25 protein-coding genes are annotated in these 25569 nt (G+C 26.0%); 9 read left to right on the top strand and 16 right to left on the bottom strand.

Going from position 1 to position 25569, the window contains the following annotated elements; translation table 11 throughout:
- Positions 1 to 78 precede the first annotated feature (78 nt).
- Positions 79 to 888 (top strand): hypothetical protein, encoded by an 810-nt coding sequence (locus KO488_RS08540; protein WP_216058383.1) that lies wholly within the window; start codon positions 79 to 81, stop codon positions 886 to 888.
- On the opposite strand, the gene KO488_RS08535 is transcribed toward KO488_RS08540, so the two are convergent.
- The 3 genes from KO488_RS08535 to KO488_RS08525 are packed head-to-tail and all read right to left on the bottom strand — an operon-like array spanning position 885 to position 3484.
- Positions 885 to 1808 carry an exopolyphosphatase gene (locus KO488_RS08535; RefSeq protein WP_216058382.1) on the bottom strand — a complete coding sequence of 308 codons (924 nt, stop codon included), beginning with the start codon at positions 1806 to 1808 and terminating at the stop codon, positions 885 to 887. The genes KO488_RS08540 and KO488_RS08535 overlap by 4 nt on opposite strands.
- A gap of 12 nt (positions 1809 to 1820) precedes the next feature.
- Positions 1821 to 2378 carry a CDP-alcohol phosphatidyltransferase family protein gene (locus KO488_RS08530; protein WP_216058381.1) on the bottom strand — a complete coding sequence of 186 codons (558 nt, stop codon included), beginning with the start codon at positions 2376 to 2378 and terminating at the stop codon, positions 1821 to 1823.
- Positions 2378 to 3484, bottom strand: coding sequence for a GGDEF domain-containing protein (locus tag KO488_RS08525; protein ID WP_216058380.1), 1107 nt, complete (start codon positions 3482 to 3484; stop codon positions 2378 to 2380). The genes KO488_RS08530 and KO488_RS08525 overlap by 1 nt, the downstream gene beginning before the upstream one ends.
- 100 nt (positions 3485 to 3584) lie before the next feature.
- On the opposite strand from KO488_RS08525, the gene KO488_RS08520 reads away from it, so the two are divergent.
- From KO488_RS08520 to trxC, 5 genes are all read left to right on the top strand, one after another.
- Positions 3585 to 5126, top strand: a complete 1542-nt coding sequence (locus tag KO488_RS08520; RefSeq protein WP_216058379.1) for a SulP family inorganic anion transporter — start codon at positions 3585 to 3587, stop codon at positions 5124 to 5126.
- A 17-nt stretch (positions 5127 to 5143) separates the two neighbouring features.
- Positions 5144 to 5776, top strand: coding sequence for a LysE family translocator (locus tag KO488_RS08515; protein WP_216058378.1), 633 nt, complete (start codon positions 5144 to 5146; stop codon positions 5774 to 5776).
- Between the two features lie 73 nt (positions 5777 to 5849).
- Complete coding sequence (locus tag KO488_RS08510; protein WP_216058377.1) at positions 5850 to 6344, top strand: putative metalloprotease CJM1_0395 family protein; 495 nt, start codon at positions 5850 to 5852, stop codon at positions 6342 to 6344.
- The gene (locus tag KO488_RS08505; RefSeq protein WP_216058376.1) at positions 6334 to 6573 is read left to right on the top strand and encodes a hypothetical protein; all 240 of its coding nucleotides are present in this window, start codon (positions 6334 to 6336) and stop codon (positions 6571 to 6573) included. The genes KO488_RS08510 and KO488_RS08505 overlap by 11 nt, the downstream gene beginning before the upstream one ends.
- Positions 6574 to 6590: 17 nt before the next feature.
- Positions 6591 to 7022: a thioredoxin TrxC gene (gene trxC, locus KO488_RS08500; RefSeq protein ID WP_216058375.1), complete on the top strand. Its 432-nt coding sequence runs from the start codon at positions 6591 to 6593 to the stop codon at positions 7020 to 7022.
- A gap of 6 nt (positions 7023 to 7028) precedes the next feature.
- Here the strand turns inward: trxC and KO488_RS08495 are convergent, their stop codons facing one another.
- From KO488_RS08495 to KO488_RS08485, 3 genes are all read right to left on the bottom strand, one after another.
- Positions 7029 to 7520 (bottom strand): DUF523 domain-containing protein, encoded by a 492-nt coding sequence (locus tag KO488_RS08495; RefSeq protein WP_216058374.1) that lies wholly within the window; start codon positions 7518 to 7520, stop codon positions 7029 to 7031.
- Positions 7521 to 7523: 3 nt separating this feature from the next.
- Positions 7524 to 8297 carry a tRNA 2-thiocytidine biosynthesis TtcA family protein gene (locus KO488_RS08490; protein WP_216058373.1) on the bottom strand — a complete coding sequence of 258 codons (774 nt, stop codon included), beginning with the start codon at positions 8295 to 8297 and terminating at the stop codon, positions 7524 to 7526.
- 71 nt (positions 8298 to 8368) lie between these two features.
- Positions 8369 to 8785, bottom strand: a complete 417-nt coding sequence (locus KO488_RS08485; RefSeq protein ID WP_216058372.1) for a GNAT family N-acetyltransferase — start codon at positions 8783 to 8785, stop codon at positions 8369 to 8371.
- 166 nt (positions 8786 to 8951) lie between these two features.
- Here KO488_RS08485 and KO488_RS08480 point away from each other — a divergent pair, with 166 nt between their 5' ends.
- The 3 genes from KO488_RS08480 to KO488_RS08470 all read left to right on the top strand — a co-directional run bounded on the left by KO488_RS08480 (position 8952) and on the right by KO488_RS08470 (position 10848).
- Positions 8952 to 9140 carry a hypothetical protein gene (locus KO488_RS08480; RefSeq protein ID WP_216058371.1) on the top strand — a complete coding sequence of 63 codons (189 nt, stop codon included), beginning with the start codon at positions 8952 to 8954 and terminating at the stop codon, positions 9138 to 9140.
- A 184-nt stretch (positions 9141 to 9324) separates the two neighbouring features.
- Positions 9325 to 9615 carry a hypothetical protein gene (locus KO488_RS08475; protein WP_216058370.1) on the top strand — a complete coding sequence of 97 codons (291 nt, stop codon included), beginning with the start codon at positions 9325 to 9327 and terminating at the stop codon, positions 9613 to 9615.
- A 12-nt stretch (positions 9616 to 9627) separates the two neighbouring features.
- Positions 9628 to 10848 (top strand): molybdopterin molybdotransferase MoeA, encoded by a 1221-nt coding sequence (locus KO488_RS08470; RefSeq protein WP_216058369.1) that lies wholly within the window; start codon positions 9628 to 9630, stop codon positions 10846 to 10848.
- Positions 10849 to 10867: 19 nt separating this feature from the next.
- Here the strand turns inward: KO488_RS08470 and KO488_RS08465 are convergent, their stop codons facing one another.
- The 10 genes from KO488_RS08465 to KO488_RS08420 all read right to left on the bottom strand — a co-directional run bounded on the left by KO488_RS08465 (position 10868) and on the right by KO488_RS08420 (position 25528).
- Complete coding sequence (locus KO488_RS08465) at positions 10868 to 11761, bottom strand: neutral zinc metallopeptidase (RefSeq protein WP_216058368.1); 894 nt, start codon at positions 11759 to 11761, stop codon at positions 10868 to 10870.
- 15 nt (positions 11762 to 11776) lie between these two features.
- The gene (locus KO488_RS08460) at positions 11777 to 12895 is read right to left on the bottom strand and encodes an SO_0444 family Cu/Zn efflux transporter (protein ID WP_216058367.1); all 1119 of its coding nucleotides are present in this window, start codon (positions 12893 to 12895) and stop codon (positions 11777 to 11779) included.
- Positions 12896 to 12898: 3 nt separating this feature from the next.
- A complete protein-coding gene (gene rmuC, locus KO488_RS08455; protein ID WP_216058366.1) occupies positions 12899 to 14317 on the bottom strand; it encodes a DNA recombination protein RmuC in 1419 nt (472 codons plus the stop codon).
- Positions 14307 to 15557 (bottom strand): M48 family metallopeptidase, encoded by a 1251-nt coding sequence (locus KO488_RS08450; RefSeq protein WP_216058365.1) that lies wholly within the window; start codon positions 15555 to 15557, stop codon positions 14307 to 14309. Before KO488_RS08450 ends, rmuC begins: the two co-directional genes overlap by 11 nt.
- A 110-nt stretch (positions 15558 to 15667) precedes the next feature.
- A complete protein-coding gene (locus KO488_RS08445) occupies positions 15668 to 16171 on the bottom strand; it encodes a phospholipase D-like domain-containing protein (RefSeq protein ID WP_228319085.1) in 504 nt (167 codons plus the stop codon).
- Positions 16158 to 16520: a YbgC/FadM family acyl-CoA thioesterase gene (locus KO488_RS08440; RefSeq protein WP_216058364.1), complete on the bottom strand. Its 363-nt coding sequence runs from the start codon at positions 16518 to 16520 to the stop codon at positions 16158 to 16160. Before KO488_RS08440 ends, KO488_RS08445 begins: the two co-directional genes overlap by 14 nt.
- Positions 16521 to 16552: 32 nt before the next feature.
- Complete coding sequence (locus KO488_RS08435) at positions 16553 to 18412, bottom strand: GGDEF domain-containing protein (RefSeq protein WP_216058363.1); 1860 nt, start codon at positions 18410 to 18412, stop codon at positions 16553 to 16555.
- 81 nt (positions 18413 to 18493) lie between these two features.
- Positions 18494 to 21037, bottom strand: a complete 2544-nt coding sequence (locus KO488_RS08430; RefSeq protein ID WP_216058362.1) for a methyl-accepting chemotaxis protein — start codon at positions 21035 to 21037, stop codon at positions 18494 to 18496.
- A gap of 95 nt (positions 21038 to 21132) precedes the next feature.
- Positions 21133 to 23745 (bottom strand): sensor histidine kinase, encoded by a 2613-nt coding sequence (locus tag KO488_RS08425; RefSeq protein WP_228319084.1) that lies wholly within the window; start codon positions 23743 to 23745, stop codon positions 21133 to 21135.
- The gene (locus KO488_RS08420) at positions 23717 to 25528 is read right to left on the bottom strand and encodes an HD domain-containing phosphohydrolase (protein WP_216058361.1); all 1812 of its coding nucleotides are present in this window, start codon (positions 25526 to 25528) and stop codon (positions 23717 to 23719) included. Before KO488_RS08420 ends, KO488_RS08425 begins: the two co-directional genes overlap by 29 nt.
- Between the last annotated feature and the right edge of the window lie 41 nt (positions 25529 to 25569).

Below are 25569 nucleotides of genomic sequence, written 5' to 3'. Positions count from 1 at the left end.
CTCTAAATGTTACATTTTAGATTAGTTTTAGTTTAATTAACATATAATCAAGATAGAAACTAATTTAAGGACTTAATTATGGATGTAAGTAGCATTAGCAATAATATTAATAACCTTAATCAATCATCACAACTACAGATTGACAAATCCCAACAAATTAATCAAGTACAAAAAGTTGACAAAGAAGGTGCTTCATCTTTATCAATTAATGAATATAATCAAAAAAGAGATGAATTATCTTTAAATGTTCAATCATTAAATAATGGTATAGCTATAAGTAATATCACTACTAATGCACTTGATAAACAACAAGATTTCTTAAACAATATTCAAAATGAACTTGAAAATGTAAAAAGCGATGATAATAAAATTCAAGATAAAAACGATATCAAACAATCAATAAATGAAAACCTTAGAAATTTTAATCAAATAGCTTATGAAACAAAATATAAAAATGAGACGCTATTAAGTTTAGATTATTATGATGAGCAAAAAAGTATTACAATAAATACAGATAATTCAAACTTTTCTATTGATAAGACAAATACCCCAGATTTTGCAAATCAAATTTTTGAAGCTGTTAACAATGCAGATTTAAATGATCCTGAACAATTAAATGCAGTAATATCAAAAGTTGAAGATAGTAGTACTGAGCTTCAAAATATATCAGCTGAATTCATACAGTTTGGTCAATCAGTTGAAGGGAATGCAAGAGAAACTATTAAAGAACAAATTGATTTGTATAATGGAAATAAAGTAAATAAAGATAAAAATTTTGGAGAAGAATCAGTTGATTTTTCTAAAAATAATATCTCTGCAAATCTTGGATACCTAGCAGCATCTCAAGCTAATATTGTACAAGCACAAAGTGTAAGGTTATTGTCTTAACCTTTACACTTTTGTTTTAAACAATGGTTAATAGCAACACCTTCTCTTAATCCATCATCTAAAACAATTGATTCGTTTTTTTCTAATACTTCAAAAATTGCTCTATAAATATAAATTCCTACTTGAATAAACTCTACTCTTCCTCGACCCACTAGTTTAGTAATTGTATCTTTATTACTATTATCAAAAATACTTAAACAATTTTCTAAATCTTTTAAGTTTACAATTGTTCCATTAACAACATCTTTATCATAAGAAAAATAATCTTGTCCTAGTTTTACAGCAGCAATTGTTGTAGGAGTTCCTGCAGTTGCTACAAAAGTATAATCATCTAAATTTAATTTTTGTGAATCTAAATACTTTTTAATCTCAATCTTTCTTAAATCTAAATCTTTATGCAAATCATGATGTTCTAGAAACTCTTGAGTCATGGTTACAATTCCAAAATCAAAGCTATGAGAAATATATTTTTCTTCAGTATTTACAATGATTTCAGTAGACCCACCACCAATATCTAAAAGTATAAATTTAGAAGAGTTGATATTTTCTCTTTTTAAAGCTTGTTTTACCGCAAGTAAAGTGAGTCTAGCTTCTTCAATTCCATCAATGATTGTGAACTTAACACCAGTATTTTCTTCAATATTTTTTAAAACTTCAATATTATTACTAGCTTTTCTCATAGCAGCAGTAGTAACTGCAACTGCTACACTTGGATTGTAATCTACTTTTTGAATTGATTGTTTTAAAGCTTTTATTACTCTTTGTTGAGCTTCTAATGAAATGATTCCAGTATCAACTAAACCATCTGCAGTTCCTACTACTTCATGATAATCACTTATAACCTTGTGTTTTAAGCAATCATACTTTAGAACTCTAAAAGAATTAGAACCTAAATCTATACTTACAACTTCATTATTCATATTATTTTAGACTTATAAGTGAGGTATTTTAATTTTAGAATTTAATAAATATCCAATAATTATCATTAATCCTAAAACAACATTTTCATGTATGAACCCTGTTAAATAGATTAGATAAACAAGCCATAATAAAATAGCACCTAAAGGTGTTGGGATTCCAACAAAGTGTTTAGCAACTTCACCTTCTTCTGCGTTAATATTAAACTGAATTAATCTTCTTAATCCAGAAATAACATAATAAATAAATGCAAATACAATTAAAGGTGTATAAAGCATTAATTCTTTTGTATCAATAACGGCAAAGTATATAAACATAGTTGGTACTATAACAAAAGATAAGAAATCTGCATATGAATCTAATTGAATTCCAAACTCAGTAGAAAGTTCATACTTTCTTGCAATTTTTCCATCAATGATATCAAAACCACCTGCAAGCCATGCAAAAAGTGCTGCTGCAAAAAACTCTTGATGAGTTAAAAAATAAATTGCGAAAATTCCTGATGCAATATTGAAAAAAGTTACAATATTTGCTAAGTTAAAATGGTTATATTTATTAAATAAAAAAGACATTATTCTCCCTTGAATATATGGTATTGGTTTCTACCATTATGTTTTGATTTGTAAAGACAATCATCTGCTCTTTTGTAAAGTTTATTAGCAGAAATATATGTATTTGGTCTGTACATTATAGCACCTATTGAAATAGTAACAACATCTAAAACTTCACTAGTCTTATGCTCGATTTTTAAATCAACAATTTTTTGATTTATTTCTTTTAAACATGATTCTAAGATATCAATATCAACATCAAATAAAATCACACCAAACTCTTCCCCACCTAATCTAAATACAAATTCATACTTATTATTGAAATATTCTTTTAAAACATTTGCAACTTTTTTAAGCGTTTCATCACCTGAATCATGACCGTAAGTGTCATTGTATTGTTTAAAGAAATCAATATCAAACATTATAAATGCACATTCCCAATTATTTGCATTCGCTATAAAAGGCATATTATCAAATATTGTATCAAAATATTTTCTATTATATAATTTTGTCATTGAATCAGTAATTGAATCAATTTTATATTTTGTATTTAAAACTCTTAATTGATTATCTTTTTTAACAAGCTCATAAATTATATAAGCAACCATTGCAAAAGTTAATACTAAAATAAGTAAAAGATTAAAAAACAGATAATCCTTCATAGTTTTATATTCTTCTACAAAAAGTTTTCTTTGTTTAAAAGCTGTTTTAGTTTCATAATCTATTAAAAATTCTATTTTTTTAACAATTTTTTTAAAGATATGTAATTTATTTACTTTAAATGTTTCTTTTAATGCAAAATCAACATTATCAATTACATTTTTTTCTTTTTCATTTTTATAAGAATTGTAATAATATTCCCATTCTTCTAAAATGATTTTTTCTTCTTTTTTGAAATCACAAATATATTTCATTGTTCTACACGTGATTATTGATTTATAATTGTTTTTAATATTATTAAGCTTTACAATTGGCACAAAATTACCAAAATAAAGACTATCAATTTGTGATTTTAATTTATCTATTTGAGAGTTAAATAAAAGTGATGCACCAACTAGTGCAAAAAGAACAACTAATACTAAAAGTATTAGTTTAAATGTAACTGACTTAAATAGCTTAATTTTCATCACGCAATTTTATCCTAAATTTATTTAACTAAGATTAATTAACACTTAGATATAATCGCGAATATATAGATAATCAAATTAATAATGAAAGGTTTAGAATTTGTTAAATATAAAAGATACTTTTATAGGGAAAAATGCAAAAAGTGATATTTTATCAGGACTTGTTGTAGCTGTTGCACTTGTTCCTGAGGCTATTGCATTTTCATTTATTGCACAAGTTAGTCCAATTGTTGGATTATATGCTGCGTTTATTTTAGGATTAATCACTGCTTTAATGGGTGGAAAACCAGGAATGATTTCAGGTGCAACAGGTGCTGTTGCTATTGTTTTAGTTGGAGTTAGTTTAGCTGCTAAAGAGATATTAATAGCTCAAGGTTTAAGTGGAGATGCTATTTCTTTTGGAATAGTTCAATATATTACTCTTACCGCTATCGTTGCAGGAATTATACAAATTACTATTGGTGCATTTAAAATGGGTAAATTTATCCGTTTAGTTCCGCAACCTGCACTTCATGGTTTTGTAAATGGTTTAGCAGTTGTAATTGCAACTAGTCAATTTAAATTTTTAGATGGTGCTGGAATAATTATGTATGCAATAATACTTGGTACTATGGCTACAATGTATTTCTTACCAAAGTTTACAGCAGCAATTCCAGCAGGTCTTATTGCAATTATCGTATTTACTCTTGGAGTTTATATTACAGGTGCTGATACTAAACTTGTTGGCGATTTAGCAAACTTAACTGAGTTTAAAGGACTATTACCAAGTTTTCATATTCCAGATGTTATTTTAGATGTGGAAGCTTTAAAGCTTGTACTTCCTTATGCAGTAATTGTTGCTCTTGTTGGTGTAATTGAGTCATTATTAACACTTTCTGTTTTAGATGAGATTAGTGGAACAAGAGGTAGTGCAAACCAAGAATGTATAGCTCAAGGAACTGGAAATATTACTTGTGGTTTATTTGGTGCAATGCCAGGATGTGCGATGATTGGACAATCTATTATCAACTATACATCAGGTGGACTTGGACGACTTTCAGGAGTTGTAGCTTCAATTGGTCTTATTTTACTTGTAGCAACTCTAACAGATCTTTTAAATATTATTCCAGTAGCTATTTTAGTTGGTATTATGTTTATGGTTTCTATTGGTACTTTTGAATGGAGTTCTTTTTCTAGAATTACAAAAATGCCAAAAAGTGATGCTTTTGTTCTAATTACTGTTACTCTAATCACTATTGTTGCTGATTTAGCAATTGCCGTAATTTCTGGTGTAATTATCTCTGCTTTAGTATTCGCTTGGAAACATGCAAAAGTAACTGCACGAACACATAGAGAAGATAATGGAACTAAAATATATGACTTTGATGGACCATTATTTTTTGGAAGTGTAACAGCTTTTAATGATAACTTTGATATTAAACATGATCCAGAAAATGTAGTATTGGATTTCAAAAATGCTAGAGTAATGGATATCTCAGGTGTTGAAGCAGTTGATGCAATTACTAAAAAGTATTTAGAAGCTGGGAAAACTGTAAAAATTAGACATTTAAGTGCTGAATGTAAGTCCATTATGAAAAATGCTGGACAATTTTGTACTTATGAAGAAGATGATCCAAAATATAAAGTAGCTTACGACTACTAAAAAACTAAGGAAATAAAATGAATATCGATACATTATTAATATACACTGTTGTAGCTTTTTTCTATATAACTAGTCCAGGACCTGCTGTAATATTAGCAATTGTAAATGGTATGAGAGCAAATATGAAAATTGTTATGCTTTCATCTTTTGCAAATGTATTAGGTTTATTCATTTTATCAACTGCATCAATATTTGGATTAGGTGTTTTATTTAAAACATCTTCCAACTTATTTTTACTTGTTAAAGTAGTTGGTGCAGTTTATCTAATATACTTAGGAATTAAATTTCTTTTAAATAAAAGTAGTTTTCATTTTGATGAAAATAATGAAAAAGAAAAAAAGAAAAGTAATAAAACTTATTTTTTAGAATCATTTTTCCTTGCTATTACAAATCCAAAACCTATACTATTTTTCACTGCAATCTTCTCTCAATTCTTAGATATGCATATTAATATCATTCCTCAATTCTTTACTTTAACTGGTATATTTTTATTTATTTCCTTTACTTCATTATGTGCTTATGCCTATATAGCTAAAAAATCAAAGAAATGGCTAAGTAATAAAAATAGATTAACTTGGTTTAGTAGAATTACAGGTGGGATGTTTATAGGATTAGGAAAAGGAATACTTCAACTAAAAAACTCAAACTAGAAAAATACATTTTATTTACAATTATTAATTTTTTTGATAGAATAATTAATAAACTATAAAAATAGAGTACATCATGGAAATAAATAACAATTTTAATACTATTTCATCTTTAAATCAACAAATAGCTGTAAAAAAAGCAGAACTAGCTAGTATTGATAAAAAAGAAGATGAAAAATCTTTATTTGAAAAAAATGATAGTGTTAATATTGTAGGTAAAAACTATGATGAAGAAGATTATAAAAGAGTTTTAGATAAATATAAAGATCTTGATGCTAAAGTTCGTACACATGAACAAGCACATGCATCAGGGGCACCTACAACTGCTCCTATTAATTATTCATATCAGGTAGGACCTGATGGAAAAGTTTATGCAAGTGGTGGAAGTGTTAGATTTGATACAAGTATTCCAAAAGATGAAGCAGCTGCAAGTGTAAAACTAGATAAATTAGCAAATGCAGCTTCTGCACCAGCAGAGTTAAGTGCTGCAGATAGTGCAATATCAAGAACTGCAAACTTAAACAGACTCTTATTACAAAATATAGAACAAGGAGTAGATTATGCAAATTAATAATAATGTTGAAGCAATGGTATCAGCACAAGTTCAAATAGCTGATAAAGTTAGTAAAATTGCAGATATTGCTAATGTAGTTGGTGATCCAGCATTACAAGAAGTAAGTCAAGATTTAATAGATTCAATTGCAGGACAAATTCCTGAAATTATATCTTATCAAGCAAATGCTGAGGGTATTAAAACTCAAGATGCAGTTACTGATATTCTATTAAATATAAAAGCTTAAATATAAAGGATTAAATAATGAGTAAAATAAATGTAGTTTGTCCATCTTGCTTAAAAATCAACTCAATTCCTAAAAAAGATTCATATGCAAAAGCAAATTGTGGGTCTTGCAAAAATTCACTTTTAAGTACCACTCCAATAGAACTTGATGAATCAAATTTTGATCATGTTATTGTAAACTCTGAAATACCAGTGATTGTTGACTTTTGGGCGCCTTGGTGTGGTCCATGTAAGATGATGGCACCTATATTCACAGAAGTGGCAGAAAAGTATGCTTTAAAAGCTTTATTTGTAAAAGTAAATACAGAAGCCGAACAAAATTTAGGTGCAAAATTTAATATTAGATCAATTCCTACGATTGTAGTTTACAAAAATGGGGTTGAAAAAGAGAGAGTAAGTGGAGCACTTGACCCACTTAGATTATCAAATCTTGTAAATGAGAGTTTATAGAAACAATTAGTTTGTTTCTATAAATTTTTTTAAATCTTCTAATTGTGTTTCATTAAACACTTTAATTCCATTTTCATCTAAAAGTCTAGCTGTTAATCCTTGACCTTCTACTAAAGTATTTGAAAATGTTCCATCATATATTTCGATATTTCCACATGATGGAGATTTTGATTTTAAAAGTGCAACTTTAATATCATCATCTTTACATATATCAAGTGCATTTTTAGCTCCAATTAAAAAAGGGATAGTTACATCTTCTTCATTATTTGTTTCCACTTTAAATGGCTTTGTTGTACTTACAATTTCAGCTGGTAATCTAGGTGTTCCAAGTCCTCCTGAAACTTCTGGACAGAATGAATAGATTTCATTGTCACAAAGAATATCCATAAATATTTCTTTTTGAGAAAAAGTAAATGATGAACCCATTGCAATTGATGAATTATTTCCATCATATCTTACATCTTCACCTAAAAGGCAAGAAGAGATTAAAACTTTCATCTTTTAATCTTCATCTTCTATTATTCTATTTAAATCTTCTTTTTTGAAGAAAGTTGCTGGTTGGAAATTTGAGAATGCTGCTTTCATAGATACAAATATTTGAGGATTATCTGCTTCTAATTTAGCTAATAACTCTTTTGTTGTAGCTCTTGCATGTGGCATTTTAACATCAAATCTAAGTCCTGGACATGCTTCATCACCAATTACATTAATTTCATTTTTATCTGCAAATGCTCTTAATTGTCTTTCTCTACAAAAGATTAATGGACGAATTACTTCAAGTCCATTTTCAGCTTTATATATAGGAGGCATTGTACGCATTGTTCCATTGTAAAAGAAGTTCATAAAGAATGATTCCATTGCATCATCTAAGTGATGACCAAGAGCTACTTTATTATATCCTTGCTCTAGTGCTGCTGTATATAAATACCCTCTTCTCATTCTTGAGAAAAATGAACAGAATGAAGAATTTTTTCTAATCTTTTCACCAGCTAATTCAAAAATTTGTGTATCAATAATCTCATGTTCAATTCCATGTTCTTTACAATGATCAGCTAAAAACTGTACTTGCTCACCCATTCCATATGTAACTGTAACTGCTTTAAAATCAAAATTATATCGTGCTACTTTTTTCATTCTATTTAGAGTATGTAATAACGTTAAAGAATCTTTTCCACCAGAAAAGCCTATAAGTATTTTATCACCCTCTTTTATTAACTCATATTCTGCATTAGTTTTACCTACTAATGAAGATATTTTTTTACTTAATTCAATCAATCTATAAATCCTATATGAAATTTTTGCAATTATATCTAAATGTTTATCAAATATCTATTTCTAATATTTTATTATAATTGGAAACTAAAATGATGAGAGACTATTTTCATATCTTGACTTAAGTAAAATTTATGAGCATCATATCTTTGAACTAATGAATCTAATTCTATTGACTTGCAGTCTTGTTGTTTAGCATAGATTTTAAGAAAATCTAATAAAGCTTTTCCTGCATCTGTAGATCTTACACTTTTATCAGTAACAAAATCATCTATATATAAATGTTTTCCTAAAGATAGTTTTTGTAAAATTGAAAAGCCAGCAACACAGATTACTTGGTCATCTAATAAAACATATGCTAGTTTATAACCATTTTTAATTTGTTCTGAAATGATTTTAGATAAATCTTTTTCAGATAAATCTTCTCTAACTTGATGCATGATTTTATAACAATATTTTAATTCATCTTCTGTTGCAATTTTTATTTTCAAGTAAGTGGCCTTTTTAATTATTATTTTTCAACTATCTTTATTATGATAACAAACCTTTTTTTAATATCCTCATAAAAAAGTGAAAAATAATGGTTTTTTTACCAATCTTTTATATAAATACTATATAATTCCAGATTAAACAACTAACTATAAGAAGAGATATAAAATGACAAAAGAAGAAGAACAAGAATTTAGAGATAAAGTTACACAGACAATCTTTCCTTTAGTAAATAATATGACAGAAGATCAAATAAAACAAATTATTATTTCTGTAGAAAATAGTAATCCTCAATTACCTGTAGGTTTTGCAGAAATGTTATTTCAACAAATAATGGTTTATAAATATAATAAATAATTATTTACATAATCTTAAGTGTATATTAATTTTAATTCTTTAAATTATACATAATATTATTATGTATAATAATTAATATCTTTTATAGTTATTAGTAACTATTTCATATGGATATAACCATATAAAACAAACTTAAAATAATCAAAAGGTTTTTAAAATCAGAATTACAATATCAGTAAAAGAGTTGAAGGTTTTACAAGAATTATGTAGAGAGCATGGACAAGCTGAACTATATAAGAAACTTCATCATGAAGAAGAAAAATACCATAAAAGCATAACTGAAAAGAAAACAAATGCTACAAAGAAAGCAACAAAAACAAGACAAGAAGTTGCAAAGAAAAAAATAGAAGCTTCTGTAAATATGATGAGAATGTTTAATCAAAAAATAACAATTTATTCAGTTGCAAAAGAGGCCCAAGTAAGTTATAATACTGCTTTAAAGTATAAAGAGTATATTACAAAGAATTCAAAATAATTAGGAAAAATCATGAGAGAATTTATAAACTATGATAAATCAATAGAAATATTAAAAAATATAAAACTAAATAAACCAACTACTCAAAAACTTTTTATCATTGATGCCATTGGAAAAGTTATTGCAAATGATGTGATAGCAGATCATAATAGCCCCGAATTACCAACTTCAGCAATGGATGGATATGCTATAAGATTTGAAGATATGAATAGTCAAAATATTAATATAATAGATAAGAATCCAGCTGGAAGTGTTGTAGAATCTGTAGTTTGTTCTGGTGTTTGTATAAAAACTTTTACAGGATCACTAATGCCAGAAGGAAGTGATACTTTAGTTCCTATTGAAAATGTTGAAGTAAATGGTGAATCTATTAAAATTATAAAAGCAGTTCCTTTTGGTTTTGCGACTAGAGATATTGGCGAAAATTATGCAAAAGATGAAGTACTAATTAAAAAAGGTACTGTTATAGGTTTTGCTGAAGTTGGAGTATTAGCTTCATTAAATATTGCACAAATAAACGTAATAGTTAACCCTACAGTTGCAATTGCAAGTACAGGTAGTGAAATACTTGATTTAGGTGAAATACAAACTAATGCATCACAAATTAGAAGTTCAAATCATTTAACAATTGAAGCCTTATGTAAAAAGAATGGTGCAAATACACTTCAAATGGGAATAGTTGAAGATGATATAGAATCAATTACAAACTTACTTGAAACAGCTTTACAAAAAGCTGATATAGTTGTAACAACTGGTGGAGTTTCTGTTGGCGATTATGATTTTGTTCAAGATGTAATTAAAGATAAATTAAATGCTGAAGTATTATTTCATGGTGTTACTATTAAACCTGGAATGCATATACTTGTTGCTATTAAAGATGGAAAAACTATTATTGCACTTCCTGGTTTTGCATACTCTTCAACTGTGTGTGCGATTTTATATGTACTTCCTTTGATTTATAGATTTAGAGAAGCAAATGAATCTTTACCAATAGTAAAAGCTAGAATAACTGAAGCCTTCCCAAGAAGAATGCCAAAAACTGTATTTACTGCTTGTAATGTTGAGTATATAAATAATGAATATACTATTAATTTTGATGGAAAGAAAAAAGGAACAAGTGCAATTTTAACAAATATGCTTGAAAATCCTGCAATTTTAATTCAAAAAGAAGATAGCAAAGATATTAAAGATGGAGATTTAGTAGATATATTACTTTTAAATCAATTAAAGTAATATATCTTTATTAAATATTTTAATTTATAAATGTATTACAAGCACTTAAAGAGCCTGTTGTAAAACCAGTGTTAAACCATGTCATTCGATCTTTTGAAGAACCATGAGTAAATGAATCAGGAACAACATAACCTTGTCCCTGCTTTTGTAAAGTATCATCTCCAATTGCACTTGCTGCTCTTAAAGCTTCTTCTTTATCACCTTCTTCTAAAGAGTCAAAATTCTTTTTACTATAATGAGCCCAAATACCAGAATAACAATCTGCTTGAAGTTCAACTTTTACTTGTAAAGCATTTGCAGCTTTTTGGCTAGCACCTTGTTTTGCTTTATGAACTTTATTAATAGTTCCGGTAATATTTTGTACATGATGTCCAATTTCATGAGCTATTACATAAGCTTGTGCAAAATCTCCAGGAGCATCATGTCTTTTTGCTAGTTCATCAAAAAAAGACAAATCTAAATATACTTTTTGATCACTTGGACAATAAAAAGGTCCAGTAGCAGATGAGGCAGAACCACAAGCGCTTTTTACAGAATTTCTAAATAAAACTAGTTTAGGTTGTTTATAAATAGCTCCATGTTTTTTAAATACTTCAGTCCAAATATCTTCAGTTTGAGCTAAAACAGCACTTACAAATTGTGCATTTTTATCATCTTTTTCACTGTTTATAACTTGAGTTGAAGAAGCATTTGAAGTTTCCCCAAGGCTTAAAAGTGTAAGTGGATTATATCCCATAAAATATGCAATAACACCAATACCTAAGACTATTCTTCCTATTTTTGTACCTATTAACATTTTTATAATAGGAAGAAGCATCATCATTGAACCTTTTTGGTTTGAACCAAAATTCATTCCTGACTCGCCTCTTTTATCTTCTACATTTGAACTACGTCTATTATCTTCCCACTTCATCTTACACCTTAAATTTTATTTTTTTGTTTTAAAAGTCATTTTATTAAAATCTATTTTGTTATTAGATTTATCTATCTTTTCATTCTTTTTATCTTGTCTATATAATCTAGGTTTTATTAAATAGTATGACATTAAAGAGAGCATTATAAATGAAGCTATTTGCGAGTATATAGAAGAGTGTTCCATACTATTTATAAAGTTAATTATATTAATATCTTCAAAGAAAAAATCATATATAAAAGCAAATACAAAAGATAAAATAGCAATTGTAGATACATACACAATTAAAGCTTTTTTTCCAAGTGTTTTATAAACAACACTCATCGTAATAGCACTAGTTGCAGGACCTGCTGTTAAAAATATAAAAGCAGCTCCTCCACTCATACCTTGAAGTATAAATGCAGCTGCAATTGGAAGTGATGCTGTAGCACAAACATATAATGGCATTGCAAAAATCAGTATTACAAAATATGTAAGAATTTGATTTTCAAAAAGCATTAAAGCATAATCTTTTGGTATAAAAGTAGTAAATAATGCACCTAAAAGTAACCCAATAAATAAAGGTTTTACCATATCAATAAATAAAGTTACATAAGCATAAGAAAAGGCACTTTTAAAAGAAAACTTTTTCTTTTTAGTTTCTGAAGTTGAAGTACTAGAACATGAAGTCTCACTACAACATGATTCTACAACTACAGTATCTTTCATATCAGAAGGGTTTTCTTTTTCAACAAAGTTTTGAACTAAACCTACAATAATTGCAATGATAATTGAAGAGATAACTCTAAAAATTGTAAAGATTAATCCAAAAAAAGAAAATGTTGCAAGAATAGAATCAACACCTGTAATTGGCGTTGAAATAAGAAAACTTTGAACTGCACCTTTACTAGCACCCTCTTTTCTCAAACTTTGAGCTAAAGGAATAACAGAACAAGAACAAACAGGAAGAGGTATACCAAATAATGTAGCTTTTAAAACTGAAGAAATAGAGCCTTTTCCTAAATGTTTTAAGACAAAATCATTAGGAACTAATTGTTTTAATATTCCAGCAATTAGAAGACCAATTAGAATATAAATAGCCATTGCATCTAATAATATTAAAAAATTATTTGCAAAATCAATAGCTAATTCCATATTCTACTCCATACTTATATTTTTAGTATTTATTTGTTTTTTAGGTTTAACTCCAAGTTCTAAGAATTCTTCTGATCTTTTCATAAGATTTCCATTACCTGTTGATAATTTTGAAAATGCACTGTTGTAAGCTTTTTGTGTTTTATTGATATTTAAACCAATTTCTTCAATATCTTTTATAAAACCATAAAATTTATCATATAAATCTGCAGCTTTTTTAGCAATAATTTCTGCATTTTCATTTTGATGTTCATTTCTCCAAATATTTTCAATAGTTCTTAACGTAACAAATAAAGTTGAAGGAGATACAATCATAATATTATGATCAAATGCCATTTTAAATAAGTTTTTATCTTCATTTGAAGCTAAGAGAAAAGCACCTTCAATTGGTACAAACATTAAAACAAAATCTAATGTTTTAACACCCTCAATATCTTCGTATTTTTTAGAACTCAAACCTTTTATATGACTTGTAATTGATTTGATAAGCTCTTTTGCAGCTATTTCTTTTTTAGCTTTATCATCAGTTTTAGTATGTGATAAATATGAGTTTAAAGATACTTTTGAATCTATAATAATATCTTTTTGAGATGGAAGATGTACAATTACATCAGGTCTTAATACTTTTCCATCTTTATCTGTATATGAACCTTGAGTATCATACTCTTTACCTTCTCTAAGTCCTGTTTGATCAAGAATTGAAGATAAAATCATTTCACCCCAATCACCTTGAGTTTTGTTTTCACCTTTTAAGGCTTTAGTTAAGTTAATTGCATCTGCAGATATTTGATTATTTAAATCTTTTAAAGTTTTAATTTCTGTTAATAAAGAAGTTCTTTGTTTAGTTTCTTCACTATAAATATCATTAGCTCTTTTACCAAATGATTCTAACTGGTCTTTAAATGAAGTTAATACTTGAGTTAAATTAAGATTTGATTTCTTTTGGTTTTCGTCAAAAAGTTTGTTTGCTAAGTTTTCAAACTCTACTTTCATTTGAACTTTTGATTCCTCTAATAAAGCGATTCTTTCATTAAGATTTTCTTCTTTTGTTTTTGACATTTTTTCTTGACTAGATAACTTCAACTCATAATTAGCAGTAATATTATCCAAAGTTTCATCAGTGTGTTTTTCTAAAGTTCTTAATTTATCTTCTAAACTTTCTTTAATTAATTTTTTTTCTTCTTCAAGCTTTCTATTAGAAGTATTTAAAGTATTGATTTGTCCTTCATAAGAACTATGATTTAATTCAATTTTTTCATTTAAAGCTTTTAATTTTAATAAAGCTTCATCTTGAAGACTATTTAATTTACTTTCGTACTTCTGTCTTGAAAACTGTAAGATAATTAATAAACCAGATAAGATACCAATTACTGAAACTATTAAAGTTATATAACTAACTTCAATTAAACCATTATTCATCATAATTAAACTCCTGTTTTAAAGCTTCATTTGAATTATTATTCTTTACATCATAACCTAATTCTTTAAATCTTTCAGTTAAAGGAGGATGTGAATAATAAAAGAAAATATATATTGGATGAGCTAAAGGAAAAGATTTATTTTCATTTGCTAATTTTAATAAAGCATTTACTAAATCATCTTTTGAAGATAAGTTTGAACCAAACTCATCTGCTGCGTATTCGTTATGTCTTGAGATAAGCGATATTAAAGGCATTAAGAAAAATGATAAAATTGGTGAAAATATTAGAAATACAACAATAATCGAAGAAGCTTCTTGATTTAAAGATAAACCTAAAAACAACTCTTCAGGTAAGTTACCAAAAATAGCAAAAAACACAAACATAACAAGTCCCATAATACCAATATTTTTAATAATATCACCATTTTTAAAATGTCCTAATTCATGTCCTAAAACAGCTAACAATTCATTATGCGAAAGTTTTTCAACTAATGTATCAAATAAAACAACTCTTTTTGTACTTCCCAAACCACCAAAGTAAGCATTTAATCTATTATCTCGTTTACTTGCATCAACTGAAAATACTCCTGAACTTTTAAAGCCAACTTCATCTAAAAGTTTTTCAATTTTTCCTTCAAGTTCTTTATCTTTTAACTTTTCAAACTTATCAAACATTTTATCTCTAATTACAGGATAAAGCATATTGATTAAGATAATAATTCCAAAGATAAAAACAAAGCCCCAAATCCACCATGCAGGGAAGGACTCAATAATAAAAGCAATTCCTGCAATCACAATTGAACCTAAAATTAAAAATAAAGCTCCTGTTTTAATCGTATCTTTGATATATAAATCAACTGTCATATTAGAAAACCCATATTTTTTATCTAATTTAAATGTTGAGTATAATTCAAAAGGCAATGTTAAAAACCAATTGATAATAATAAATGAGTTTACAAACAATATTGCTTTTAACCAAAATGCTTCTACTGTAATAAGAGAATCTAAGGCTGATAAACCAAAGCTTATCCACATCATAAATATTAAGAAGTCATAAAAAGTAGATAATATTGAAATTTTTTCTTTCTCAATTGAATAATTAGCCGCAACTTTATATTTTGATTCCTCTAAAATAATAGGCTGTAAATCTTTTGCTTTTTTAACAAAATCAACTTGCATAAACGAAGTGTATATATTAAATAAAAAGTATAAACAATATGCAATAACAAACAATTCTAACACTAAATAATCCTTTTTTAATCTCTAATTTTAAATTAGATATTACTATAATTTTACTTGAATTTCAGTAAAAATTATAGCATTTATTATTTAACTATGTTTATACTTATAAATTAAAATTCATTTATGAAGTTTAACATTTTATCTATTATCTTTTTATCTCTTGTAAAAAGTACAACTTCATAGTTGTCTTTGAAGGATTTTTTTGTCCAATTTATACTACCAAGAACTGCAATTTTTTCATCAAAAATAGCAACTTTTGTATGAAGTTTTTTATCAGCTATTTTTACATTTATTTCATTTTTCTTTAAATATTTGTATAATTCATCATCTTTCTTAACTTTAGATTTATCTAATATTATTTTAATATCAACACCATTATTTGAAGAATCAACTAACTGTTTTGCAAACTTTTTATAAGAAAAATTATACATTGCTATTGAAATACTTTTTTTAGAATTTTTTATCAAAGATAGGATATTATCCTTTGTTTTATCTGCTTCTTTAGGTAAAAAGTAAACTTCATTTACATTAATTAGATTATTTATTCTATTATCTTTTCCATAAAGATTAAATGATAAAATAATAAATAGCAATGATATTTTAAGAAAAGACATTTATTAATTCCTTTGGTATTCTATGTGGTTTGAAATCTTTAAGATACGCAAGTTTAAATTTACCAGTAAATAAAACTTCACCATCTCTTAAAACCTCTTGATACATTGTAATTGAAGCAGCTCTTTTTTCAATAAGCTCGCAAGTAATCTCCAATTCGTCTGCAAAAACAGCCGATTTAATATAATCAGCCTCTACATGTTTAACTACAAAAAACTCATCACTGTTATGTGGAGACATACCTTTTTCAAAAAAAATATTGCTTCTTGCCCGTTCACAGAATTTTAAATAATTTGCATAATAAACAACTCCACCAACATCTGTATCTTCATAATAGACTCTTACTTTCACTCAAACTTTCCTTATTAATTTAATTGATTAAACTATGAAACTATTTTATTTCTTCCTTCTTTTTTAGCTAAATAAAGATTATCATCAGCTCTTTTTATTAATAAAGAAAGAGTGTCATTTTCTGATATTTCAGATACACCTATACTTATAGTTTTATTTTGAATATGTGGAAAATTAAATTCTTCTACTTTTTTTCTTATCTTTTCTGCATAGATAATAGCACCTGATTTATTTGTATTAGTACAGATTATTAAAAATTCTTCGCCACCCCATCTTCCAACAATATCAATCTTTCTTGAATTTTCTTTTAGTATCTTTGATAATTCTATTAGTATAATATCCCCTACTTGATGTCCATAATTATCATTTACTTCTTTAAATTTATCAACATCAATTAGTAAAATTGAAAAGGGAGTCTTAGCTCTTTTAAATCTATCAAACTCACTTATAAGACATTCATCCATTTTATGTCTATTTGATAATTGTGTTAATTTATCTGTTTGTGATAAAATTTCAATTGTTTTTTTATCTGTAATATTTTCACTAATAGAAGTAAAACTTATTATCTTTTTATGTTCATCAAAGTTTGGAAGAATTGTAGATTTTAACCAATAATAAGTATTATCTTTTGACTTCTCTTTTATTTCACCTTCCCAAATATTTCCATTTATTATTTGTCCAAGTATTTCTTTATATAAAGTTGGATTAGTTTTATCAGTATTAAAAATTGATATTTTTTCTCCTATCAATTTTTCTTTTTTATATTTACTTAAATCACATAATGCATCACTTACATCTAATATCTTTTTATCTAATCCAACCGTCATTGTTATTACATAAGAGTTAATAATACTCATAAACCTAAGGTTTTGTTTGTATAATTTATTAAAATTTATATAAATCTTTGACATAGGAATAGAAATAATTAAGCCTAAAATGATAGAAACAATTAATACTGAAAGAGCTAAAATTAATATGTGTTTTAAATTAGTATTTTTTACATCATCTAAGTATTTATTTTGAATTTCAAAAATTAATTTTATATCTTCATTATTTTTAAAATAATTTTCTAAAGAGAAGATGTATTTATCTTCTCCTATATTATTTTCTTTAATAGAAGTAGTAGGTAAGTTAAATTCAGTGAAAATTGTATTTCCATTATTTAAATACTTATTCCATGCTTTTTTGCTGTTAGGATGTATTATAAAATTTCCAGACTTATCTATCATATAAACATTAAAGTTATTGTTATTTTTGATTTGACTTAATAATTTTTCCATATCAACATTAGCAATAATTATTCCATAAAAAATACCCTTATGGAATATATTACTTGATATTCTCATTGTTGGTCTTATTGGTTTTTCTATTTTTTTATTTTCAATATTTAAATCTAATTGCGAATAAAAATAGTTCCCATCTTTATTGTTTACTGTATCTTTAAAGTAATACCTATTTGATTTGTTTTGTAAACTTTTTTCATCTACTTTATAAATTATTTCAGAATTTCTTTCTTTTACTAATTTAATTTTTTCAAAGCCCTTAGCATCAATAAATCTTAGTTGAAAAATATTTTTATGACTTTGTATCAAACCTTTAAATAAATCTGAAACAATTTCTTTATTATTAGATTTATTGATAAGATAATTAGTAAAAATATCATTCTTTAAGATTGAGCTAATTATGTCTTCAATATTATCAAAATAATTTTTAGTTGAGAATTCAATTTCATTTAAATCAAATTGTATATCTTTTTTTACTTGTTCATTAAGTTCTAAATATTTAATATTATAGTTTATTATGGAAGTAATCACAGTGATTAAAATAGCAAAAAGAATAGTTAATATTATATTTTTAAAAAATAAATTCTTTATTGCATAAATTTTAAACATCTACTTCCTTCTTAATTTAGCCGAACTATAGCAAAAAACTAGTTCATAATAGCTTTTTGCTATCTTACTAAAATAACAATTCTATTTCTTGCAATTAATCTCTCTAACTTTATTTAATAAATCAAATACTATTTCAATGTTCTTTTCAATGTTTTCTGTTACTGCAAATATTTGTTCATTATCATAATCTTGAGCGTATAAATCAACAGTATCTTGAACCATAGTATGAACTTTTTCATGTGCAACTAATAATTCTTGCCATTCATTGCTCTTAGCAAATTCTTTATCTTTATTTGCATCTATCCATTTTCCAAGATTACATTCGTGTTGATTTCCAACTGTAAATTTATGATTTGATTTGCATTCTGAGAAGTTTACATTTTTAAATACAATATGATCAGATTTTAATTTATTTACATCAAAAATCATATCTGTATCACAAATTCTTGCTTTTGCACTTTTATCAATAGATGTTTTATTTACTGCACTTTGTAATTGTACAGCTAGAGATGTAGTTACAACTGCCATATCACTAATATTAGAAGCTAATGATGCATTTTGTTGTGTTGCTTGATCTAAAGAATTGACAGTATCATTAATCTGAGCCATTGCTAGTTGTTGTTCTTTTGATGCAGTAGCAACATCATCAATTAAGTCAATAGTTACTGCAATATTCTCATTTAATTCATTATAACCACTAATCATTTTATTAGTAATTGTCTTTCCTTCTTTTGCTTTTAATGTTGCACTTTCTACTAAATCCTTAATCTCTTTAGCAGCTTCTGCTGATCTACTTGCTAGATTTCTAACTTCAGCAGCAACAACAGCAAATCCTTTTCCAGCTTCTCCAGCTGTTGCTGCTTCAACGGCTGCATTTAGTGAAAGAATATTAGTCTGGAATGCTATTTGATCAATTATAGAAATAGATTCATGAATAGTATTTACTTCTACACTTAATTGCTCCATTGATTCTGATGTTTTATAAGCTAAAGTTTTTCCTGATTCATTTGACTTAGTTACATTTTGTGCATATAAAGCCATTTTTGCAGCGCTTTGACTACTTTTATCAATCGTTGCTGATATCTCTTCTATTGCCGCTGCTGTTTGTTCTAATGAAGCAGCTTGTGCATTTGAAGAATCACTTAATTTTTTTGAAGCATTTGATAATTCACTTGCACTATTTGTAAGTTCTTCATTTGATTGATCAATTAAACACATTACTTCATTAATTGTTGTTTGAGTAACTTTTGTACCACTAAATAAAGATGCTATTAAACCTGTAAGTCCCTCAATTTTAGGAATTGGATGGTCATACTTTGCATTTGAAAGTGCCACTAAAACATCTGAAAGTTCTGTCAAGTTAGATTGCATTCGTGTAATCATATTATTAATTTCACCAACAAGTAAATTAACTTCTACTGAATGTCCAATATTTTTAATTCTGTCATTTAATAATCCAGCATTAACTTTTCCAATAATCATTCTAGATTCATCAATAACAATTTTATCTTCTTCTTGTCCTTGTGCAATAGAATCTAAATATTCATTAAAACTTTGAACAACGTCACCTATTTCATCTTTTGATTTTATCTCTATTCTACTTGCATCTAATGTACTATTATTTTTAATATCATCAATTGAATCTTTAAGACTTAAAATAGGTGCAATAATATTTCTTTTCATATTTATTAAAGAAATTATCGTTGTTACAAGTAGAGATACGACTAATAGTATTAATGCTGCCCAAATAATTGTATAAGCATTATTTGTAGCAACTTCTACTTTTTCAATACTTCTAGAAGTTAATGCAATTCCTAGTTTTTTACCATTAAAGTCTTTTATATCAATAAATGAGTAGAAGTATTTATCATTGATTAAATATTTATTATTAATTAATTTTTCAATATCAACGTTTTTTAAATCATTTAAAACTTCTTCATTTATAAACTTTTGAGAAATAATATATTTACCAAGTTTATATTTTTCATCAGCTTTTACAACAACTAGTGAACTATCCATTAATAAAAAAAAGCTATCTCCTATTTTATCAAAGGATTTTGCAACAGAATTAACACCTTGCATAAATTCTAATGACCCCAAGTGATTATTATCATGATCAATAATAGGAACAACAGATCTGATACTAAGTCCAGCATTTCCTACTTCAAATGTATTTATAGAACTTATTGTTTTGTTTACTTTTACAACACTTGCTCTAAAAGAACTTAAATCATCACCAAATCTTCCATCTTTCCAAGATCTTAAAAAAGATTTGTTATCTTTTGTATGAATATGCACTTTTATATTATTAAAAGGTGTATTCTTTTTCATGTTTTTTGATAATGATTCTAAAGCTTTAATTGCAAGGTTTCTATCATTTAAAGATAAAGAATTTTGTATTGAACTATCATTTGCTATTGATATTGCATTTGATATACCAACATCAAATTTAGAACTAAGCTTTTGCTCTGCGATATAATTCAACTCAATATTTAAGTTTGAGTAAACTTCATCTTTTAAATCATTTTTATATTTATTTAAAACAAAATATCCTATAAATAACATTATAATAGTTACAATAATTGTAACTATTGTAAATTTTTTTGAAAGACTTGTACTCATCATAATAATGACCCTTTGTATATATTTTACCAATTATACAACAAGAATCATTAAAAACATTTATAATTTTTTCTAATAAAAATAGAAAATAATAATTATTACTTTTTACTTAAATGAGGAAGTTCTAAGATGAAAGATGCTCCATTGTTTTTATTATTAAAAACATTTAACTTACTATTCATATTTTTCTCAATAATAGTTTTACTCATATACAAACCAATACCAATACCTTGACCTTCTTCTTTTGTAGTAAAATAAGGGTCAAAAACTTTTTCCATTAATTCTTCTTTTATTCCTGTAGCATTGTCACTAATTTCAATAAAAACTGAAGTATCTTTTATATATGTATGCACAGTAATTTTTTTATTATCAATATTACTTTCTGAAAAAGCATCTTTAGAGTTATTTAAAATATTAATAATTACTTGAGAAAACTCATTTGAGTATCCTAGAATTTCTATATTTTCATTATCAAATTTCTTTACTATTTCTATATTTTTATTCATAAAAGATGTATTTAATAAATCTATAGATTTATTTATTGAACTATTTAGGTTAAATATTTTTTTTACTTTATTAGGTTTAAAAAAGTTTCTAAAATCATCAATAGTTTTAGACATATTTTCTGTTAATAAATTTGCTTTTTTTACTGATTTATCGATAAACTTATCGTCTAGTTCATTACAATAATATGCAAATTGTATATTTTGAATTATTAAACTTAATGCATTTAAAGGTTGTCTCCATTGGTGAGCTATATTTCCTATCATTTCTCCCAATGAAGCTAACCTTGATTGTTGTATTAATAGTTGTTCTTGATGTCTTGCTTTTGTTATTCCATCTTTAACTTTTTGTTCTAATGTTTCATTTAGTTGTTTTTCATCTTTAATTAGATTTTCTATTTTAATAGCCATATTATTAAAAGATTTTTCTAATCTGCCAATCTCGTCATCAGAAGATACTTCAATTCTATAATCCAATTCATTATTAGAAAATTTATTAGTACCTAAAAGAAGTTTTTCTATTTTTCTACTAATATAATTAGATAACCATAGTGCAATAACAATAATCAGAAGAATCATCAATGCAGTTACAAATGTTAACTCATTAATTAAATTGTTTATAAATTTATCTATTTCAAATTTATTATTTTTAACAATTACTTCTATATTTTCTGTTTGGTGCTTTAATATTTTATTTATATTTTCTCTAGTAGCATTTGCAGCGGAATGAAATTCATCTACATTTGCACCAATTGTTACAAATCCGAAACCTCTTTTACTATTATATTGTCCTGTAAAATACGGAATAGAAGCAGCTGTAGTAAGTTTCCATACATTAGTCCATAATATTATAAAAGATCCATATCCCCCATCTCTTGTAAGTTGCATCCAACCCTGACATTGTGGTGCAAAGTTCAAATATCTACAGTCTAGACCAACATTTCCATCATTTATCACTTGCTTCATATTTGGTTTATTACTTAATGATTGATCTTTAAATATTGGATATTTATTTAAAAAATCTATTGGATCTTCTTTTGATTCTTCAATCTTTTGGGCAAGTTTTTGACTTAACCAAGGAATTACTTGTTTTCCTGTATTTTTATCATATCCGACTATGGAATGATCCCTTGGATGAGAAATATTTCTACCTTTACTATCCCACATAAAAGCATAGTTACCATCACTAGCATCGGCAATATCTTGTTTAGCATTTTTACTAGTTGGATTTGAAGTATCCGTAAATTGCATAATATGCTCATGATCCAAAGCTAATGATATATATCCAACTTTTTTATTCTCTTCATAAATAGGAGTTATAAATCTAATAATACCTGCAAACTTTTTTCCCACTGGATTTTCTTTACCTGAATAAGCATGTTCTTCAGGTTTAAAATCAATTGCTATTTCTTTAGCCTTTTCTTCTGTAAAAGTTCCAATTATTTTGCTTCCTACATATTCACCAATTACATTAGAAACATATATTTGTCCATTTTTTAAAGAACTCAATTCTTTGAAGTAGTTTTCTGAATTAACATATGTATTTTCTTTTTTTGATATATTTTTTAGATTTTTATCTATTTTAGATACTTTATATATCTCATTTCCATTTAAATCAAAATATGATATTTCTTTATATATTGGTATTTTACTTGTCTTTAGATTTGAAGGATTTGTAAGATTAAATTCTCTTTCATTATCACTTAATTCCGCTTTACTAGCTTCTTCATAAGTTTTTTTAATTTTTGATTTTGTTTCAATCCATTTATTTGTTTTTCTATCAAAAGTGTAATCTTGATGAATAATAATATCTCTTTTTTTACTATTGTAAAAACTTTCTAAAATATCTTGATTTAATTTCAATTTTGATAAAAATAAAATATCTTCATCTCTTTGATATAAAAAACTAGCAATATTATTAGCAATTTCATAAGATAATCGTTCAAGTGATAATTGAGACTTCTTGTCTAGAAATTTAACACTATCATTTATTGATTCATTTGCAGTATTTAATATAATATCTTTACTTTGATTAAATAAAAAACTAGTACTAGAATTAAGATATTCATCAAGTTTTTTAACACCATTGTAGGCAATATATGAAATAATTAATAAAGGAACAATTTTAATTAGAATAAATATGATTATAAGTTTTATTTTTATACTTGAGTTTTTCATTCTAATCTTTATATAAATCCCTAATCTCAAAAAATTCCTCTAAGTTATTCATAAATATATCTACTAATTTTGGATCAAAATGTTTTCCCGATTGATTATTAAAATATTTTAATATTTTATCAATCTCCCAAGCTTTTTTATAACATCTATCACTTCCTAAAGCATCAAATACATCTGCGAGTGCAGTTATTCTTCCAAAAATATGAATTTCATCACCTTTTAGACCTTTTGGATAGCCAGATCCATCCCATTTTTCATGATGTGTGTAAGATACTAAAGCTGCTGCTTGTAGTATTTCTCTTTTTGAAGTCTTTAAAATATCATAACCGATTTTTGAATGAGTACGCATTATATCCCATTCTGATGATGTTAATCTTCCTGGTTTATTTAATATCTCATCAGGAATACCAACTTTTCCTATATCGTGCATAGGTGAAGCTGTAAATAATGTATTAACATCTTTTTTACTAAGACCATATTTTAAAGCTAATAATTTAGAATACTCGGCAACTCTTCTTACATGATTTCCAGTTTCTTTACTTCTAGTTTCTCCTACTTCACCAAGCTTATAAACTATCTCTCTTTGAGTCTGTTCAAGTTCTTTATGCAAATTTTTAATTTCAGTAATATCATGTCTGATTCCAAGATATTCTACAATTTCTCCTTCTTTATTTGTCATAGGATAAATTGTTATATTACAATAAAATAAAGAACCATCTTTTTTTGTATCTATTGTTTTTCCTTTCCAAATTTTTCCTAAAGAAAGGTGTGATTCTAACATATCAATAGTCTTTTTATAATCGGATATAGGAACATTTTTATTTCTAATTATTGAATAATCTTTTCCTATTAATTCTTCTTTATTATAACCACTAACTGTATAAAAAGCCTCATTTGCATATGTTATTTTTTTATCTGTATTTATTTTTAAGATTATATTACTTTTATCAATCGCTTCTTCATAAAGTTTAGCCAATAATATTGATTCTTCTAAATTTGATGATGCTAATATACTTTGTTTTTTAAAGTATTCTTTTGAATTCTCTAAATCAGTTATATCATTGCTTAAGGCGATAAATTCTTGTATATCTCCATTTGTATCTAAGATGGGTTTTACAATCATATCTATTATGTAGTAATCACCATCTTTCTTTTTATTTTTAACTATTCCTGACCATGATTTTTTATCTAAAATACGTTGCCACATTTTTTTAAAAACACTTGTATCCATATCTTTATGAGTTAAAAAATCAGGTGTTCTTCCAACAACCTCACTACTTAAATAACCAGAAATCTTTTCAAAGGGTTTATTTATATATGTAATAATTCCAGCTTTATTAGTTTTAAAAACAATTGATCTCTCATCAACAATTTCTTTATATTGACTAAGAGTATTATAAATATCTTTATTCTCTTTATCTAGTAAAATATTTTTTGCCATTTTTGCCATAATCGAAAATAACTCTTTAATATTTAAAGGTTTAATCGCATAGTTATCAATATGTAATTTTATCGCTTTTAATAAATATTCACTATCATTAAATGCAGTAAGAAGAATAATTTTTGCATTAGTATCATGTTCTTTTATAAGTTCACTCATCCTAATACCATCAAGCTTAGGCATTTGAATATCAGAAATAACTAAATCAGGAGATTTTTCCTTATATAATTTAAATCCTTCTTCTCCATTTTTTGCAACATAAAGTTCACTTACTCTGTTTTCTAAAAAATAAACTACTTCTTCTCTTGTATCTTTATTATCTTCAACATACAAAACTCTAATTTCTTTTATATATTTTAATTGATCTTTCAACGTATTTTACCTTTATACAATTCGATTAATAACATGTAACA

Origin of the sequence: Poseidonibacter lekithochrous (genome assembly GCF_018861145.1) — a bacterium.
In the GTDB taxonomy this organism is placed as follows: domain Bacteria; phylum Campylobacterota; class Campylobacteria; order Campylobacterales; family Arcobacteraceae; genus Poseidonibacter; species Poseidonibacter lekithochrous_A.
This window is presented reverse-complemented; position numbering and strand designations above follow the sequence as displayed.